Raw genomic sequence first — 18401 nt, 5'->3', positions numbered from 1 at the left:
ATGAAGAATATTATTGTTTATGGTAGTCGGTTTGGACAATTTTATCTTGAAGCGCTAAAGCGAATGGAAGGAATAAAGATAGTAGGTTTATTAGCCAAAGGAAGTGATAGGAGTTATGAATGCGCAAGATATTATAATATTCCTCTATATACTTCATTAGATGAAGTAGAAGAAAGGGTAGATGTTGCTTGTGTTGCTGTGAAAACAGGGGCACTAGGAGGCGAAGGCGCTAATATAGCAAAACAATTATTGAGAAAAGGAATAAATGTTCTGTTGGAGCAGCCAGTTCATTATAAAGAATTGGGGGAATGCTATAAGATTGCGCAAAATCAAAAAGTGTATTTTGGGGTTGGTAACTTGTATTTGAACCTACCTGCAGTTCAAAATTTTATACGTAATGTCCATATAGTTAGTAAGACAGAAAAAATAGCATATATTAATGTTGATTTAGCGACTCAGGTTTCCTATCCAGTAATTAGTATTTTGGGCGAAGTGCTTCAGACACTTCGCCCATGGGAGAATGTGGGAAGTATATGCGGTCATGTGCCCTTTCAGACGGAAACTGTAAAGATTGGAGATATTCCAATAAGTTTCAGAGCACATAATGAAATCGAAAAAGAAAATATAGATGGATTTTTACATATGCTGTTTCGGATTAGTGTTGGATTTGCAGGTGGACAATTGACATTGTTTGATCCTGATGGTCCTGTTATTTGGAATCCTAGAATTCATTTCCCGGATGAAAATATTATACCAGGGCGATTAGAATTCCATTCACCTTTAAATATGGATGAACAGAATTCATTTATATTATATAGTAGCGAGAAGAAACAAAAAATGATTTTTAAGGATGAATGGCCTTGTGCAATTGCAAAGGATATAGAAAAAACTGTAGTGGAACCGACAGAACCAACTATTCAATATATACAAAGGATTTTGAATAATAGTCATGCTTGGCAACTTTTAATGAAAGGACTGGGATATCCTGAGATTGTTTCGGGGAGTTTTTATAGTTACTATCCGTCAGAAAAACTTTTGAGAGAAAGTACCTCTTTGTTTGAAAAAAACAGTGCCTTGCTTGGTGGTATGGCAGTATTTAATAATATGTGTCTAAAAACAATGTATTATTATTTGCAGCAGAATATCAAAGAAGTAAATAAAGGATATACGAGTGATGAACTGATAGAACGAATAGGAGTGAAAGCTGATTTTGTTCCCATAATACATCGTTGGCTTCATGTGCTTAACTCTAATAGCTATATAAGAAATGAAGAAAAAGAATATTATTTTGAGAAAAAAATGCATTATTCAGAACTTGAAAAAATTTGGGTGGATGGTAAAAACGTTTGGGAAAATGCAAATTTAGGAACTATATCCACATATGAATATTTTAAGAATAATGCTTTAAAACTTAACTATATCATGAAAGGGGAATTAAATCCTACATTACTATTGTTTCCGGAAGGTCAGATGTATGTAGCGGATGATTTGTATTCAAAGACACCAATTTCAAGTTATTATAATCAAATGATTTCGGATTATGTTAAAAGTGAATGTGAACTGCGTGAAGGATGTAGACTGTTGGAATTAGGAGGAGGAACGGCTTCAACAGCCAAGCCTATTATCGAAAAAATAAAATTTCTTAGTGTAGAAGAATATTTTTTTTCTGATATTTCAGATTTTTTTGTAAATCGTGCTAAAGAGTTATTCTCAGGAATTCGGTTTATTGAATATTTAAAAATAGATATTAATAATGATTTTGTTAGCGATAAAATAAAGGAGGATAGCGTAGATATAGTAATTGCAGTAGGTGTGCTGAATAACGCAATAAATATAGAAGTTACTTTAAAAAACATCAAAAAAGTTTTAAAAAAAGATGGAAAGGTAATTATCGTAGAAGCAATTGGTGAATCTGTTCAAATGTTAATATCCCAAGCTTTTATGATGCAAGAGCCAGATGATGCAAGAGCCGAAAAAAATGAAACTTTTTTAAAATTATATCAATGGCACGAACTGTTTCAGAAAGTTGGATTTGCTGTCGAAAAAAGTTTGCCAACTATTGATTCTGAACTGTGCGTGTATAATCAAAAGGTATTTGTATTAAGTTGCCAGTTGGAGGATAAATATAGTGGAAGTAAGTAAATTGATTCAAAATATGCGGGAACAAGGAATTGGTATTTGGACTGAAGGTGGGAAAATACGTTATTTAAAAAAGGATGGGAAATTAGATGATGATATAAAAAATATTTTGATTTATAACAAAAAGGAAATTATAAGTTATTTTGAAGAAGAAAGGGAGCGTTTCGATAAATTTCCACTGACGGATATTCAAATGGCTTATTTGTTAGGGCGAAAAAATTCTTTCGAGTATGGGGATGTGGCAAGTCATCTATATTTAGAACTGGATTATCCGGCCTTGGATTCTGTAAAAGTACAAAAGATTTGGAATCAGTTAATTGATAAGCATGATATGTTGAGAGCTATTGTTTTAGAAGATGGGACTCAAGAAGTATTAAGAGATGTGGCAGAATATCCCATATATATATCTACAAAATGTGAAGAAATACGCAGCAAATGGTCTGATAAATACTATAATACTGAAACGTGGCCTATGTTTGATATTGGTGTAACCGAAGACAAAGAAAAAACTACATTGCATTTATCGTTTGATTTTTTGATTGCAGACTGGGCAAGTATTTGGACATTATTAATAGAATTTGAGACAATATACTACAATAAGGGTAACGGGGATGAAAAGTGTGCTATTTCATTTCGAAATTATGTACTTAATGAGATGGGAATGAAAAACAGTAGTCGATATCGTAGAGATAAAGAGTATTGGAAAAATAGACTGGATATAATTCCTGAAGCGCCAGTTCTCCCGATGCGATCGAATGCTGAAAAAAGTAATAAATTTATTCGTATGGCAAGGAAATTATCGGCTGAAGACTGGGAAAAAATAAAGTTTTTTTCAAGTCAAAATAGTGTGACGCCTACAGCGACTGTGCTTTCTATATTTGCTTTGTGTATTGAACGCTGGAGTGTAAACAAAAAATTTTCATTAAATCTAACTACACTCATAAGAAATAACAAATATACGGGTATTTACAATACTATTGGAGACTTTACTAGTGTAGATGTTTTAGAAATTGATTTAAGTGAGAAAATAATATTTGCTGATTTTGTAAAAAATGTAAATAAACAAATTTTTGAAGATTTGGATCATAGTTCATATTCTGGGATCGAAGTGATTCGCGATTTGCGAAAGAGAAGAAAGAATCCGATGCTTTTCTTTCCTATTATTTTTACAAGTTCTATTGGATTGATAAAAAACGATGGGATGGTTGGGAAAGTTAATAATAATGGAATCAGTCAGACGCCGCAGGCTTTCTTAGATTGTCAAGTTATGGATAATGAAGAAGGTTTATTTATTAATTGGGATATCCGAAACGGTATTTTTGAAGAAGGAGTTATTCAAGATATATTTTGTACCTTTTTAACATATTTGAAAAAAATTTCGGAATCCGTTGAATTTTGGAATCAACAAGCAAATGTAGAATTACCTGAAAAGCAAATGGATCAAAGAAAGAATGTAAATAGTACTTTTAAAGAGATAAAGATGGATACTCTGCAGAACCTATTTCTGAAGAGTGCTTTAGAAATGCCGAAAAAAACAGCAGTCGTGGATGAATGTGGAGAACATACATATGAAGAACTATTGTGGACTGCATATGGAATAGCAGATGAATTGCAGAAATGCAGTTGTAAAGCAGGTGACTATGTTGGAATCAAATTGAATAAGAGTTTTTTTCAGATTGCGAGTGTTTTGGGAACTTTGTTGATTGGAGCAGCATTTGTTCCGATAGACAATGACCAACCAGAAATTCGTGCAGATAAAATACTGGAGATAGCAAAAATCAAATGCTTAATTGGAGAAAAAGAAGAAACTCATAAATATAGAGAAAAATATAAATGGATTGACAAAGACAGTGTCATTTTAAAAAAGAGTTATGATGAGATTGTTAATGACAACTTTGATGATGTGGCATATGTGATTTTTACGTCTGGATCCACAGGTGAACCTAAAGGGGTAGTTATCGAGCAGCAAGCTGTTGTAAATACGATTATAGATATAAATGAAAGATTTCAGGTAAAAGATAAAGACAGTATTCTGGCGCTCTCACAATTACATTTTGATCTTTCTGTTTATGATATTTTTGGAATGTTAGCTACAGGTGGAACAATAGTAATACCAGAAAAAGTTAGATATAAAGATCCGTCTTATTGGCTTATGTTGGTAGAGAAGTGGAATATCACAGTTTGGAATTCTGTGCCCGCCTTTATGGAAATGTTTGTAGACTATCTTGAACGATTCTATAAAGGAGAAAAATTGTCAATTAACAAAATATTGTTGTCAGGTGATTGGATACCAGTAAAGTTGCCAGAAAAAATTTGCAGATTCTTAAAAGACGTTCGAATATATTCACTAGGAGGGGCTACGGAAGCTAGCATATGGTCTATTTATCACGAGTGCAAAATGGGTGAATCATATAATAGTAGCATACCGTACGGTGTTCCTTTAAGTAACCAAGGTTTTGAAGTGCTGGATGCAAATATGAAACCATGCCCAGATATGGTACAAGGAGAACTATATATAACAGGAAAAGGGTTAGCAAAAGAGTATTTGGGAGATGTTTCTAAAACACAAAGTAGCTTTTTTTGGTTAAATAATAAACGAATATATAAAACCGGGGATTTCGGCAGATATTTAAGGAACGGAGAGATTGAGTTTTTAGGACGCAAAGATTCCCAAATAAAAATTTCGGGGCATAGAATTGATACCGGGGAAATAGAAAATGCAATTATGGATTGCTGCTCGGGGAAAAACTGTTGTGTAACAACAGTAGATTGGAATAATGAACCAAAGTTGGTTGCGGTAATTGTTCCAAAAGAAGATGAAAAAAAAGATGAAAAGAGTGTACGGGAAGCATTGAAGCGATACTTACCTCAGTATATGATACCGTTTTTTTTGCAATTTATTGATGAAATACCATGTACTTCAAATGGTAAAGTCGATAGACAGGCAATTCGGAAACTCTTTATTGATAAAAGGGATGATAAGATTCAACATAAAAGATGGGAATTAGAAAATTTAATAGACAAAGAAATTTATTCGATTTTAATCAGTGTCTTAAAGGTTGATGCATTATATCCAGATGATAATCTATTTGAATTAGGGGCAGATTCTTTATTAATGGCACAGATTGCGGGCAGAGTAAAAGAAATTATAGAGCAAACTAAAACATCCGTCACTTTTGATGAGATTCTACGCCAAATATTGAATAATCCTACGGGGGAAGCAATAACAACCTTTGTAAAGAGCAAGCAGAACATTCTAACATCTGAGAATGTACGAACTGATGATTTTAGAATTATAGAGAAAACTGCGAAGGATACAGTATATATTTTTTTCCATACGGCATTAGGAACAACTAATTGTTATCGCTTTGTAGAAAAGGAATTACGAAAAGAGGATTTGGGAGATTTTCTATTTATAAATGTAGAAGATGTAGAATGGTATTATTCAATACAATATCATGAATTAGTTGATAGAATTACAGACGAGTATGTTCGGAAAATAGAGCAACTTCACTATAAAAATATTAATCTTATTGGATATTGTCTTGGAGGTATTCTTGCATTAAATGTAGCTGTAAAATTGCTGGAGAAAGGAATCGAAGTAAATAATCTGTTTGTTATAGATAGTTATCCTGTTTCCGGGAAAGTAGAGGATGAATTTATAGATGAAGTGATCTTTTTGCCTAACTATCAATTAATGCTTTCGGAGGTTCTGGAAGATGTCGATGACTTTAAGGTAATGGAATTTATTACAGAAGTGAGGAAAAGAAATAATGGTAATATCCCTCAAAATACTTTCTTTAACATTATAGAGAAAGATAGCAAAATGAAAAACAATAGTGGTCTTTGGGAATTTGTTAATAGTACAAAAGAAAAAAGATTTGAAGCCTACGCAAAAGCCATTGAGAAAAAAACTTGCATTAACGTGAGTGCTGAACTGCTAGAAGCAACATTTGAAATTTATCAGCATGGATTTAAAGGTGCAAATGTAGAATTACCTTTTTATAGTGGGGATATTTGTTATTTATCAGCATGTGAAGAACAAAAATATTTTTTTGCAGATAAAAACCAAAATTTAGAAATGTGGAACGATATATGTCTTGGGGAATTTGAAGTGATAAATGTTCCGGGAAATCATGTTACATGCATTCATAGTGAGGAAAATGCCACATTGCTAGCACAAATAATTATAGAGAGGAATATAAGAGGATGAAGAAGAATATAGGAATTCTTGGAGCAACAGGTTTGGTAGGATCATCTGTGTTATCTGCGTTACAAGGGAAAGGGTATGCTTTACTTATAGGGGCACGTAATCAATATAAACTTCAGTGTTTGAAAGAAGAATTTTCAACAGAGAATATAGAAATTATACAGATGGATGTATTTATTCCGAAACAAGTTGAAATGTTCTGTTCGCAATGCGATGTAGTCATTAATTGTACATCGGGGTATGTTTGTGCGTTGGTGGCAGAATGGTGCCTAAACGATGAAATTTCAAAAGGAAAGGCATATAATTTAGATGAAATAGAAGGTATTCAAAAATTTATAGAGAGTCTTCCGGGAGAAATAAAACAGAATATAGTTAAACTTTAAACAAAAGAATTCTATTTCAAAAATAATATTCAAATGAATCAGAAAAAAATCTATTTGGATTTAAAATGCCTTTTTGGAGTAGAAAAATATTATCATATCTGTTATATTACGTTGAAGAAGGTTAGAACTGGCTAACCAAAAGAAGGAGGATGTTATAATGAAGAAACTACAAGGAAAAGACCTTATTAACGTTGGAATCTTTACTGCAATTTATTTCGTGGTATTTATGGCCGTTGCTATGTTGGGTTTTATCCCTATTTTTTTGCCACTGCTGATTGCGATTGCGCCGCTTATTGCCGGCATTGTTATGATGCTGTACTATTCTAAAATCCAAAAGTTTGGAATGGTGTCTCTGACCGGTTTGATCTGTGGTATTTTGATGCTGCTCACAGGTATGGGATATTGGAGTATTATTACCGGTTTTGTTTTTGGTGTTCTGGCTGATCTAATCTTGAAGTCCGGCGATTATAAGAGCGCAAAGAAAGGGATCATTTCTCATGGGGTTTTCTCGATGTGGATTATTGGTAATTATATTCCTATTGTTGTAACAAGGGACAGCTATTACCAAGATTTGATTACTGGCTATAGTCAGGAATATGCCGATGCGATTATGGGGTATATCAGTGCATATACACTTCCGCTTCTTTTGATTGCCGGTTTTGTCTGCGGCGTGATTGGCGGTATCATCGGACAGAAGATTTTTAAGAAACACTTCAAAAGGGCAGGTATTGCATAATGCGTCAGGAGTTATTAGCAAGTCAGAAAAGCGGCAGAGGAATACTGTTAGACCCCCGGACGAAACTCGCTTTGCTTATCACAATTTCCGTCTTTGTTTTAAGTGGAGGCATTGGTGTAAATTCCAGACAGTTCGCTCCTGTTTTGTCGGCAGTTCCTCTGATATTGATGCTGACCGAAGGGGCATGGAAGGGGTCATGTATCTATTTTGCCTTGTACGGTGGCAGCTATCTACTGCAAATACTGTCACTCCCGTACTTGTCAGGACTGCCAAGTTTTTTTGTTGCTGCAGTTTGTGGCTTTTTAATGAGGTTTGTTCCGGGAATTATGATGGGATACATTACAGTCAAAACAACCACCGTCAGTGAATTTGTTGCTGCCATGAAGAAGCTGCATTTGCCGGAGCAAATTATTATTCCAATGTCTGTTATATTCCGCTTTTTCCCAACAGTTGTTGAGGAATATAATGCGATAGGCGATGCTATGAAAATGCGAGGGATTCGCTTCGGCGGAGGCAAAGCAGGTGCAATGTTGGAATATAGGCTTGTTCCTGTAATTATGTGTTCTGTTAAGATTGGGGAAGAATTAAGTGCTGCAGCCCTGACGAGAGGATTGGGCGGACCGGTTAAGAGAACAAATATCTGCGAAATCGGTTTTCATGTGCAGGATATTCTTTTCTTGTTATTGTGTGCAGTGGCTTTTGCTATTCCGATTGCAACAATGATTGCAGGGAGGTAGGATTATGATTGAATGTAAAAAAGTTTCTTTTTCCTACCCTTCAAATGAAAGTATCGACGGAGAACGTGAAGTACATGGAACGCTGAAAAATATAGACCTGTCTATTAATGATGGAGATTTCGTGTTGCTCTGCGGAACATCAGGATGCGGCAAAACTACATTAACTCGTTTGTTTAATGGCCTGATTCCGCACTATTACGATGGCAAGCTGGAAGGTAGAGTCATACTCGATGGCAAAGATATGAGTAGCCTGTCGTTATTTGATATATCAAAAAAAGTGGGTTCTGTTTTTCAGAATCCACGTTCTCAGTTTTTTAATGTGGACACGACCAGTGAAATTGCTTTTGGATGTGAAAATCATGGGCTAGCCGAGGAAGATATACTGGAACGGGTGGAGCGCGTTTCCAAGCAGTTAAATCTTATAAAACTGTTGGATAGAAGTGTTTTTTCCCTGTCGGGCGGAGAAAAGCAAAAAATCGCTTGTGGTTCTGCCGCTGCTGTGGAACCGGATATTTTTGTTTTGGACGAACCATCTTCCAATCTTGATGCCTATTCCATAGCTGACTTTCAGGAATTGTTGAAAATACTAAAAGCACAGGGAAAAACTATCATCATTGCGGAGCATCGGCTTTATTATCTTTATGATTTAGCTGACAGGATTATCTATTTAAGCAATGGAGAAATACAAGGGGACTATAATTTGTCGGAATTTCAGTTGATTCCGGCATCAGAAAAGGCTAAAATGGGATTAAGGCCACTGGGTTTGTGTGACTTTGCAGACATTGATCCTGTCGGTCTGCATCAAGGACGGGGAATGTGGAAACTTAACCATTTCCGTTTTGCGTACAAAAATCAGCCGGAAACGCTTCGCTTGGAAGAAGTTGAGATTCCTGCTGGAAATGTAACGGCGGTCATCGGGCATAATGGAGCGGGAAAAACAACACTATCCCGTTGCTTGTGTGGATTGGAAAAACGATGTAAAGGAATTCTTGAAAAAGACGGCATATCCTATGCAGGTAAAAAGCGTCTGAAAATATGCTATATGGTTATGCAGGATGTGAACCACCAGCTTTTTACTGAGAGTGTTTTAGAAGAAGTTTTACTGAGTATGCCGGAAAAGGATTCGGACGATTCTCCTGAAAATATAGCAAGGGCAGAAGCCATTCTGAATGAAATGGATTTACTCCCGTACAAGAACTGTCATCCGATGGGACTGTCAGGAGGACAAAAACAACGTGTAGCTATTGCATCAGCAATTGCTTCTGAACGTCCTCTGATTTTATTTGATGAACCTACCAGCGGGCTTGATCTTTTTCATATGAGACAGGTAGCCGATTCGGTCAAAGAGCTTGCTAATTCAGGAAAAACAGTTATGATTGTGACCCACGACCCGGAATTTATACTTAGATGCTGCAATCATGTGATTCATCTGGAAAACGGAATGCTGGAAGAAAGCTATTCCCTCTGGGATATGGAAGGACGAGAACGGCTATTAAACTTCTTTATACTGGAAGGGGGCGGCGGAAATCAAACTGTTTGATGGTAAAATAAATTGCGGATCAAATGTAAAAAATGTCATTGAAACTGAGGATTGTGTTGTCCTGCAAATTTTTGACGAAAGCGGCGAAGGGACAATGACAGCTCACAAAATTTTTGATGGCGCTTTTGTGATGTATAGTGATATGCACCTAAAAGAATGCGTTTCTCATTTTCAGAGTAGTACAGGCAGTTCGCTTCTCTATATCGACCATTGCCGGGAGGGACGAATCGAAAACGAAATTGGCAATCATGCTTATGGCTATTTACAGGAGCATGAAATGCGAGTTGATAACAGGCGTTTCCATTCGGGACGAGTTTGCTTTCCGCTTTGCCATTACCACGGGATGACGCTCGGGTTTGATTTGGAAATTGCTGTGCCAGCCCTCAGAGATTTTTTTGGCGGGTTTTCGGTTGATTTATATGAACTTCAAAAGAAGTATTGTAACGACAAGAAACCGTTTGTTATTCATAATGAGCCGGGAATTGAACATATTTTTTCAGAACTTTACTTTGTCCCGCAGCAAATCAAAGGAGACTACTATAAAGTAAAGGCACTGGAACTACTTTTGTATCTGGACGCTTTGCAAATTTCCGAGTCCAAAGAGGAACGTCCTTATTTTTATAAAGGGCAGGTAGAGAAAATAAAAGCAATCCACGACCTGATTACAACGGATTTGCAAGAGCATTATACAATGGATGAATTGGCTGAACGGTTCCAGATTTCATTGACGGGCATGAAAAACTGTTTCAAAGAGGTTTACGGAGATTCCATGTATTCTTATCTTCGCCGTTATCGAATGAATATCGCTGCTACAATGCTCAGGCAGGATTCCAAAAAGGGGATTGCAGAAATTGCCGGAGCTGTCGGATATGAAAGTCCCAGTAAATTTGCAACGGCCTTTCGTCAGGTGATGGGACAAACGCCTATGGAGTACCGAAAATCTTTTTTCTAAATGGTGCATAAATGCCGTTTTGGAGAGGAAAGAAGAATCGAATACTGTTACAATGAGGATGGTTAGCAAGGACTACCCATCCTTTTTCTTTGCTGGCTAAAAAGAAGGAAGGTGATTGTAATGGAACAACAAAAAGATAACTGGGTTAAAATTCTGTTTTCCTTTGCCGAGCCATGCAAAGGGAAAATGACCCTCTCAGTGTTATGTGCTATCTTGAGTGTTGCCGGAGGGTTTATTCCTTTTTGGGCTGTATATGAAATCCTGCTGGCATTTATCAACCGAACTGTAACATTAAATTGTATTCTGATTTGGTGCATGGTTGGGACGGCAGGCTATTTGATACGGGTTTTCTGCTATGGAACTTCTACGATCCTGGCGCATATTTCAGCCTATACTATTTTGGAAGGAATCCGTCTGAAAATTGCGGATCGACTGATGAAAGCTCCTCTTGGCGAGGTGATGGGGCGGCGAATCGGCTATCTGAAAAACATAATCATGGATAAAGTTGAGGATTTAGAGCCGCCTTTGGCGCACATGATCCCAGAATTGACCTCTAACCTTCTGCTCCCTATTGCAATTTTTATCTGGATGCTGGTCATCGACTGGCGCATGGGATTGGCGGTATTGATTGCTCCGATACTGGCTATGATTCCTATGTTTTTCCTGATGAGGAATTATAATAGCCAGTATGCCGCTTATATGGAGGCAAATAACCATGTCAACAGTATCATTATCGAGTATGTGGAAGGTATCGAGGTTGTAAAGGCTTTTAACCAAAGCACAAGCTCTTATGAAAAATTTGTTGGTGCTGTCCAGTCATTCAAGGACTTTACTCTGGCATGGTTTAAGAGTACATGGAAAACCATGAACTTGATGATGGCAATTATGCCGACAACGCTCCTAGGGGTTCTTCCTGTCGGTCTTTTGCTGGTTCAAAATGGAAATATCTCCCCTGCGGAGCTTGCAATGGGGATTATCCTTTCTCTCAGCATTGTTGGACCATTAATGAAAGCAACTACTTTCATTAATGAAGCAAAGTCTATGGAATATGCGGTGGAAGCAGCAAATGAGCTTTTGAACCTGCCTGTGCTGCCAGATTCGGGAAAAGCAGTGTCAATTCCTCATAATGATATTGTTTTGGATCATGTCACTTTCTCATATGACGGTTCTGAACAAAATGAAGTGTTGCGTAATGTATGCCTGAAAATGCCAGAGGGTAGTTTTACAGCACTTGTAGGGCCGTCTGGCGGCGGTAAATCAACTGTTGCCCGTCTGATTGCGAGATTTTGGGATGTGACAGGCGGCAGCATTACCATAGGCGGGAAAAATATCAAAGAACTGTCCATACGTCAGCTTTCCGAGTTGGTCAGTTTTGTGACGCAGGATAATTTTCTGTTTAACTGTTCCTTAAAGGAAAATATTCGTCTCGGAGATCCGAATGCTACGGATGAAGAAGTATATGCGGCAGCAAAAGCAGCCTGCTGTGATGAATTTATTGTTCGTCTGGATAAAGGATATGATACGCCTGCCGGCGATGCCGGAAAGCGGTTGTCTGGCGGTGAAAAACAGCGGATTGCGATTGCAAGAGCAATTCTTAAAAATGCTCCGATTGTTATTCTGGACGAGGCCACAGCATTTACTGACCCACAGAACGAGGATAAAATCCAGAAGTCTATTATGGCGTTGTCAAAAGGCAAGACCCTGCTTGTAATTGCCCATCGTCTTTCTACCATTCAGAACGCAGATCAGATTATTGTCTTGAAGAAAGGCCAGATAGTAGATTGCGGAAAACAGCAAGAATTATTGGAACGCTGTACGCTTTATGCGGAGATGTGGAAAGCACATATCGGGGCAAAGAACTGGTCTGTGAGTGAAAAAAAGGAGGTGGCTTCCAATGTTTAAGTCCATGAAACGGATTATTCGATGGTCTGGAAAATATAAGAGGCGCCTCTATCTTGGTTCCGTCTTTTCCTTTTTCAGCAGCTTATCCACTGCGATCCCCACAATGGGTGCCGCTTATGCTCTGGATAAAGCAATAGCGGCATATTGGGCAGGCAGTATGATAGAGTCATCCTTGATCTGGCAGATGCTTTTGCTCATCATAGGTTCGATTGCGCTTAACTTTCTGCTCTCTTATCTTCGGGCAGTTTTGCAGGAAAGTATCGGTTATGAAGTGGCTTCCCAGCAGCGAATTCATTTGGGTGATGTGCTGAAAAGGGTTCCTTTGGGCTATTTTTCGCAGAACAGTGTCGGGGATATACTAACAGGTGTTACTACGGAACTATCCACGCTTGAATTACAGGGAATGAAGATGGTGGATATTATCATCAATGGTTATGCAAAGTTTATCGCGATTCTCCTTTGTTTCATTTTCTTTAGTCGTGTCGCGGCAGTCATTTCGACCGTAGGTGTTGTACTTTCTGCATTAGCTTTGCATGGAATCAGTAGGCACAGCGAAAAGACAGCCGTTATAACACATCGTGCGATGGAGGATATGTCCGGCGCTGCGATTGAATATATTCGGGGCCTGCCCATTGTCAAATCTTTCGGACAGGAAGGCGCTTCTATTGAGAGTTTCCGCAACGCAAATAAAGATTTGAAAGATATTCATATCAGAGTAGAAAAAGGCTATACGCCATTTAATTGTTTGCATCTGTTTGCCTTGAAACTGGCATCGATGGGAATTGTATTCATCTGTGCATGGCAGGCTCTTGAAGGGCAAATGAGCCTTGCCTATTTCCTGATGTTTGTCCTGTTTTCTTTCGTGGTTTTTGGAAGTGTGGAAAACGTTAACGATGCGGCGCACATGTTGGGGCTTATAGATTCAGCTATGAACAAGCTGGAATCTCTGGAAAATGCAGATTATATTGACCAGAACGGAAAAGATATTACGCCGACTTCTTATGACATCGCCTTTCAGGATGTGTCCTTTGGTTATGATAAAAGGATTGTGCTGCATGATGTAAATTTCAGGATTCCTCAGAATACCACAACAGCGATTGTAGGCCCCTCTGGAAGCGGAAAATCTACCCTATGTAGTCTGATCGCCCGCTTTTATGATGTTAATGCCGGAACAATTACTTTGGGTGGAACAGATATTCGTGAATTTACCTGCGATAGTCTGTTAAAGAACATCAGTATGGTGTTCCAGAATGTGTATCTGTTTCGGGATACGATTCGCAACAATATTAAATTCGGCAGCCCAGATGCTACGGAGGAACAGATCATTGCTGCCGCAAAAAAAGCGCGCTGCCATGATTTTATCATGGCCCTGCCAAATGGGTATGATACCGTAATTGGTGAGGGTGGTTCGTCCCTCTCTGGCGGCGAAAAGCAGCGGATTTCGATTGCAAGAGCCATGTTAAAAGATGCTTCAATTGTTATTTTGGATGAGGCAACAGCCAGTATTGATCCAGAGAACGAGCATTTGATTCAGGAAGCTATTTCTGCTCTAACACATGGTAAAACAATCATAACGATTGCCCATAGGTTAGCAACGATTGAAAATGCGGATCAGATTCTCGTTATTGATGGAGGAACGGTAGTGCAGAAAGGAACTCATAAAGAATTACTGAAACAAAAAGGAACCTATCGAGATTTTATTAGTATTCGTGAGCAGGCTGAAGGTTGGAGAATTCAGTAGATTACGAAAAGAAGTTGCAGGAAAATGCAATATTCAGAAAATACCATTGGTTAATATTTGATAGGAGTGATTTGAGGTTTTGTGTGTTTTCTGGCATAATGTATTGAGATTAAAAAAAGTCATTTATAAACATTGTTGTGCAATTTGTGTTCTTGAGATGCAAGGAGTATTCTGCACATTGTTTGTTTATGGATTATGACTGCTTGCAGAGTGCGGTGTTAAGTTTGGATTAATTTAATATGTCGTTGGTATTTTAGGAAAGCAAAAAATTATAATTATAATAATGAAAAATTTGCTTTCCTAATGAAACGGCATACCTAAATATTAGTAAGAGGTTATCATGAAAATAATAATTATTATTATCTTATTGGCATTTATTATTCTTGCTTTGAGTTTTTTGCTTACGTTCATAATGTATCGTATGCAGTTTGGAAAGAGAATAGATATTTGTGAAGCGGATAAAAAATCAGATATTCCCAGAAGAAAAAAAATAGAATTTTATTCGGGAAAAAATAAATTAACAGGATATTTCTATGGAATTAATCAAAATAAAGTTAATAATAAGGTTGTTTTGCTTGTGAATGGGTATGGAGTTACGTATAATGCTTATATGCCAGAAATATGTGAACTGGTAAACTGTGGATACCTTGTATTTTCTTATGATATGACAGGATGTGGTGAAAGTGAAGGAGAAAATATAAAGGGATTTGCACAGTTTATTATAGATGCCCAAAATGCTGTACTATATTTAAAAAAACAAGGACTAGATAAAATTATCGCATTTGGGCATAGTACAGGTGCATATGCTGTGGCGGCATTGTTGAATATACAGAAAGAAAATTTGAATAAGGCAATTATAATATCGGCCTTTGATGTTCCAAATAAATTTGTGAGAATGTGTATGCAAAAAAACATGAAATGTTTTGCATATTTATTACAGTTTTGGATAGCTGTATTTGAAAAGATTCAATTTGGTAAGTATGCATTACTTAGTGGAAAAGATGGCGTTAATAAATATCAAAAACCTGTGTTAATTATACAGGGGGCTAAAGATGATCAAGTCGAAGTAAATAATTCGTTATATAGTTTACGGAAAGATATTATCAATAACCAGGCTGAATTTTTGTTGGAAAAGAATAGAGGTCATTATCCTACAAGGATTGAAAACGAAAAGGATATAGTAATAAACAAAGAGATATTTGAAGTGATAAAAGAATACATTAAAGACACTTAAATGAATTAATGTATTAATTGCATACAAAAAAATAAGGGATAATAATAGTTTTTCACTGCATTTTGCTGTTGCAACAAAATAAGAGATATTGTGTTCCGGTGCAGTAAGATAGTTTTTCAAAGGAAATTTATCAAAAAAATTAGTCAGGCAAAAGATAGGAGGTGCTTAATGGCATTACATGAATCAGCAGAAGATTACTTAGAAGCTTTATATCTATTACAAAAAAGTTATCAGAGGTACGTTCAATCAATCTTGCAGATTTTCTCGGATACAGTAAACCAAGTGTTACGAATATGGTAAAAATTTTGATTGATGAGAAAATGGTTCAAAAAGATGACAAGGGTATTCTTAGTCTGACTCAAAAAGGAAGTGAATGTGCGAAAGAAATTTATGAAAAACATTGCTTCTCTTATGAGTTATTGGTTTCAGCCGGAATTGATGATAAACTGGCGCAAAAGGAGGTTTGTAAGATGGAACATGATTTATCTGAAGAGAGCTTTCAAAAAATTAAAAGAATTGTTCAAAAATATGAATGCACCCCGGAACCGTTAGCAATGCTGGATATTAAGCTATTGCTGCTATATCTTTTGTAGTACTATGAATACCATTTAGTGCAAAAATATCAATATATTGTACTTGAAAATGTTGACGAAAACAAAATCTAGTGCCGTGATAAATGCGTAAACAGTTTCATTCGGGGAATATCCTGAATAAGAAATTTCATCTCGAAATGATCCGGGATTTGAAAGCAGATTGTGCGAAACGCACCGAAGAAGTCTGTTCGGGCTTCTGTAATATTGGTTCAGGAATTAGCCTGAAAAGACAGAATTGACATCAAAAAGCAAAGAATTGTTTTTTGGTGTTTTTTTTATGTTCAGGCTGGCGGAAGGAGGGAAGACAAGAACAACCTTTGATTGATTATAAACGAGCAGGAATGCGGGAAACAAAATGAAAACTAAAAAACAAAGAAAATGATGTGGAGCGAGAAAGGAGTGTTTACGTTCCTTTTTTGTGCTTTTGGAAAATGATCAAAGAAGGACAGTGGAGAAAGGAGTGAAAACGTGCATATCCATGAATTTGCCGACTGCTGTGAATTTGCTCAGGAGGCAATTGGAGGAACAATTCCGGCAACGCAGGAATACAGGGATTTTGTGAAGAACCTGCATTCAAAGCAGATATTAAATATGCAGGTCATTATCCCGTTTTATGAAGTCCGGTTCCAGTATGAAACAATCCGAAAGAACCTTCGGACAGGGAAAAAGTATTTTTTTGCGAGCAATGGCGAGCATGAAGATATTGATCTGGAGATTGGGATGAAGCTGGAGAATTCAGTAGATTACGAAAAGAAGTTGCAGGAAAACGCAATATTCAGAAAATACTATTAGTTAATATTTGATAGGGGTAATTTGAGTGTTCCAAGGCCTAATGGATAGAGATTAAAAAAAAGCCATTCATACAATTGTGAATTCTTCGTGTACTTCGCATTAAAGCAAAAACGAAGCAGGAAAAACTTGCCAAATTCCTTGATTTTACGCACTTTCTGATTGAATTTTTTCTTGGAAATGTGGGCCTCCTTAGTGTAAATATCATACTAAAGGAGGTTCACATGTACTACAGTTTTACGGTGCCGATTCCAAAGCACAGGGAAAAATTACCCGGATGAAAAAAGGAAATCTCACATACATTCAGTTCGAAACCGGTCGCACGTATTACCCGGAAAAGAAATACACGATCCCTGTGCGGGTCAGCATCGGAAAACTTGATCCAAACCATCCGGAAATGATGTACCCAAATAAAAAGTTTTCTGACTGACATCTTTCCCGACTCTCCTATGCCGGAGGAACGCCCTGAAGCTTATCGGAGCTGCGTCCTCCGGATCGGAACATATATTGTGATCCAAAATGTATTGAAAGAGCACAAGCTTCCCGGAATGCTCGAAAAACATCTCAGTCAAGACTATGGGACACGGAGGTCGGATTATTACATAGAAGCTCTGGACAGAAAAATTGAAAGACTTCAGGAAAAAGATAAGGAATACAGTGTTCTTGCTGAGGAGCTTTACACACTGTTGGATGAACGACATCCGGAACGGAAAATCGAGAGGGCAAAGCAGGCGTTGTATGATGCATACGTGGAAAGCGAGCGTTCATTGGATGAAATCATTGACTTGATTCGGAATGTCGATGAATGGATATAGGTTGGATTTAGTTGTAAAATTTCTGGAAGTTCACAATGAAAGATTCGCTCAGTCTTTTGAAAAAATGCTTTTGATGGCACGGGAGAAAGAAGGCAGATGAGGAAGTATAGATGTAGAGGAATAACAGAAGCTATAAAAATCTAAAACAAAAACAGAAGAGTACAATAGCAGATAAAACATACAAGATGTACTTGAAGTTCTATCTTGAAAATCAGCGAATGCCGGATGTTGCTGAAATGAATGATATTTGCAAAAGCTTATTTGTAGCAGTTAAAGCAATCGCTCCCAAAACAGAATATGAAGAGTTTTATAGAATTGTTGAGAAACGTGAACCAGGGTATGAAACTCGTATACTAAAAGACATTCAGAGTGGAATTACACTAGAAACATTTATGGCAAAAGGAGATAGGAAAACGCCGGAAGAAAAAGCAGCTGTTGCGAAACAAAAGAGGAAACAGAGGCGAGCAAAACGGAAAAAAGAAGCAAGAGATAATCTGACCAAAGAAGAGATCTTGCAAGATGACAGATTTTTCTGTATTGCTGGTTATACCTCCGGAGGTGCACCGTATGGTGTCACCTGGGAGGAAAAGGATTTGAAACCTTGGGAAGATTTGGAAGAAAATGAGTGAG

At 37.2% G+C, this 18401-nt stretch carries 15 protein-coding genes; 14 read left to right on the top strand and 1 reads right to left on the bottom strand.

Annotation, left to right across the window (positions count from 1 at the left end; translation table 11 throughout):
• The 12 genes from PGR14_RS07610 (at position 1) to PGR14_RS07555 (ending at position 16959) form a co-directional block, all read left to right on the top strand.
• Positions 1-2142: a bifunctional Gfo/Idh/MocA family oxidoreductase/class I SAM-dependent methyltransferase gene (locus tag PGR14_RS07610; RefSeq protein ID WP_270223204.1), complete on the top strand. Its 2142-nt coding sequence runs from the start codon at positions 1-3 to the stop codon at positions 2140-2142.
• Positions 2129-6352 (top strand): non-ribosomal peptide synthetase, encoded by a 4224-nt coding sequence (locus PGR14_RS07605; protein ID WP_117579901.1) that lies wholly within the window; start codon positions 2129-2131, stop codon positions 6350-6352. Before PGR14_RS07610 ends, PGR14_RS07605 begins: the two co-directional genes overlap by 14 nt.
• Complete coding sequence (locus tag PGR14_RS07600; RefSeq protein WP_270223202.1) at positions 6349-6732, top strand: saccharopine dehydrogenase NADP-binding domain-containing protein; 384 nt, start codon at positions 6349-6351, stop codon at positions 6730-6732. The genes PGR14_RS07605 and PGR14_RS07600 overlap by 4 nt, the downstream gene beginning before the upstream one ends.
• Positions 6733-6889: 157 nt before the next feature.
• The gene (locus tag PGR14_RS07595; RefSeq protein ID WP_117484504.1) at positions 6890-7468 is read left to right on the top strand and encodes an MptD family putative ECF transporter S component; all 579 of its coding nucleotides are present in this window, start codon (positions 6890-6892) and stop codon (positions 7466-7468) included.
• Positions 7468-8205, top strand: coding sequence for an energy-coupling factor transporter transmembrane component T (locus PGR14_RS07590; RefSeq protein ID WP_117484505.1), 738 nt, complete (start codon positions 7468-7470; stop codon positions 8203-8205). Before PGR14_RS07595 ends, PGR14_RS07590 begins: the two co-directional genes overlap by 1 nt.
• Before the next feature lie 4 nt (positions 8206-8209).
• Positions 8210-9745 carry an ABC transporter ATP-binding protein gene (locus PGR14_RS07585; protein ID WP_117484506.1) on the top strand — a complete coding sequence of 512 codons (1536 nt, stop codon included), beginning with the start codon at positions 8210-8212 and terminating at the stop codon, positions 9743-9745.
• Between the two features lie 94 nt (positions 9746-9839).
• Positions 9840-10697, top strand: coding sequence for an AraC family transcriptional regulator (locus tag PGR14_RS07580; protein ID WP_015524564.1), 858 nt, complete (start codon positions 9840-9842; stop codon positions 10695-10697).
• A gap of 120 nt (positions 10698-10817) precedes the next feature.
• Positions 10818-12599, top strand: a complete 1782-nt coding sequence (locus PGR14_RS07575; RefSeq protein ID WP_270213419.1) for an ABC transporter ATP-binding protein — start codon at positions 10818-10820, stop codon at positions 12597-12599.
• On the top strand, positions 12592-14340 hold the full coding sequence (locus PGR14_RS07570; protein ID WP_117484509.1) for an ABC transporter ATP-binding protein: 1749 nt from the start codon (positions 12592-12594) through the stop codon (positions 14338-14340). Before PGR14_RS07575 ends, PGR14_RS07570 begins: the two co-directional genes overlap by 8 nt.
• A gap of 340 nt (positions 14341-14680) precedes the next feature.
• A complete protein-coding gene (locus PGR14_RS07565) occupies positions 14681-15574 on the top strand; it encodes an alpha/beta hydrolase family protein (RefSeq protein ID WP_118364728.1) in 894 nt (297 codons plus the stop codon).
• A gap of 293 nt (positions 15575-15867) precedes the next feature.
• Positions 15868-16167 carry a metal-dependent transcriptional regulator gene (locus tag PGR14_RS07560; protein WP_117579893.1) on the top strand — a complete coding sequence of 100 codons (300 nt, stop codon included), beginning with the start codon at positions 15868-15870 and terminating at the stop codon, positions 16165-16167.
• A gap of 468 nt (positions 16168-16635) precedes the next feature.
• Entirely contained in the window at positions 16636-16959 is a 324-nt protein-coding gene (locus PGR14_RS07555; RefSeq protein ID WP_117484512.1) for a hypothetical protein, read from the top strand.
• A gap of 226 nt (positions 16960-17185) precedes the next feature.
• Here the strand turns inward: PGR14_RS07555 and PGR14_RS07550 are convergent, their stop codons facing one another.
• Positions 17186-17389, bottom strand: coding sequence for a hypothetical protein (locus PGR14_RS07550; RefSeq protein ID WP_117579891.1), 204 nt, complete (start codon positions 17387-17389; stop codon positions 17186-17188).
• A 115-nt stretch (positions 17390-17504) separates the two neighbouring features.
• On the opposite strand from PGR14_RS07550, the gene PGR14_RS07545 reads away from it, so the two are divergent.
• Complete coding sequence (locus PGR14_RS07545) at positions 17505-17771, top strand: hypothetical protein (RefSeq protein ID WP_270223201.1); 267 nt, start codon at positions 17505-17507, stop codon at positions 17769-17771.
• A gap of 236 nt (positions 17772-18007) precedes the next feature.
• Complete coding sequence (locus PGR14_RS07540; RefSeq protein ID WP_270213417.1) at positions 18008-18400, top strand: hypothetical protein; 393 nt, start codon at positions 18008-18010, stop codon at positions 18398-18400.
• The last annotated feature ends 1 nt before the right edge of the window (position 18401 follow it).

This window comes from Coprococcus sp. AF99-45 (assembly GCF_027663865.1).
Lineage (GTDB): Bacteria > Bacillota > Clostridia > Lachnospirales > Lachnospiraceae > Allocoprococcus > Allocoprococcus comes.
The sequence above is the reverse complement of the archived record's forward strand: the minus strand, read 5'-3'. Positions and strand labels throughout refer to the sequence as shown.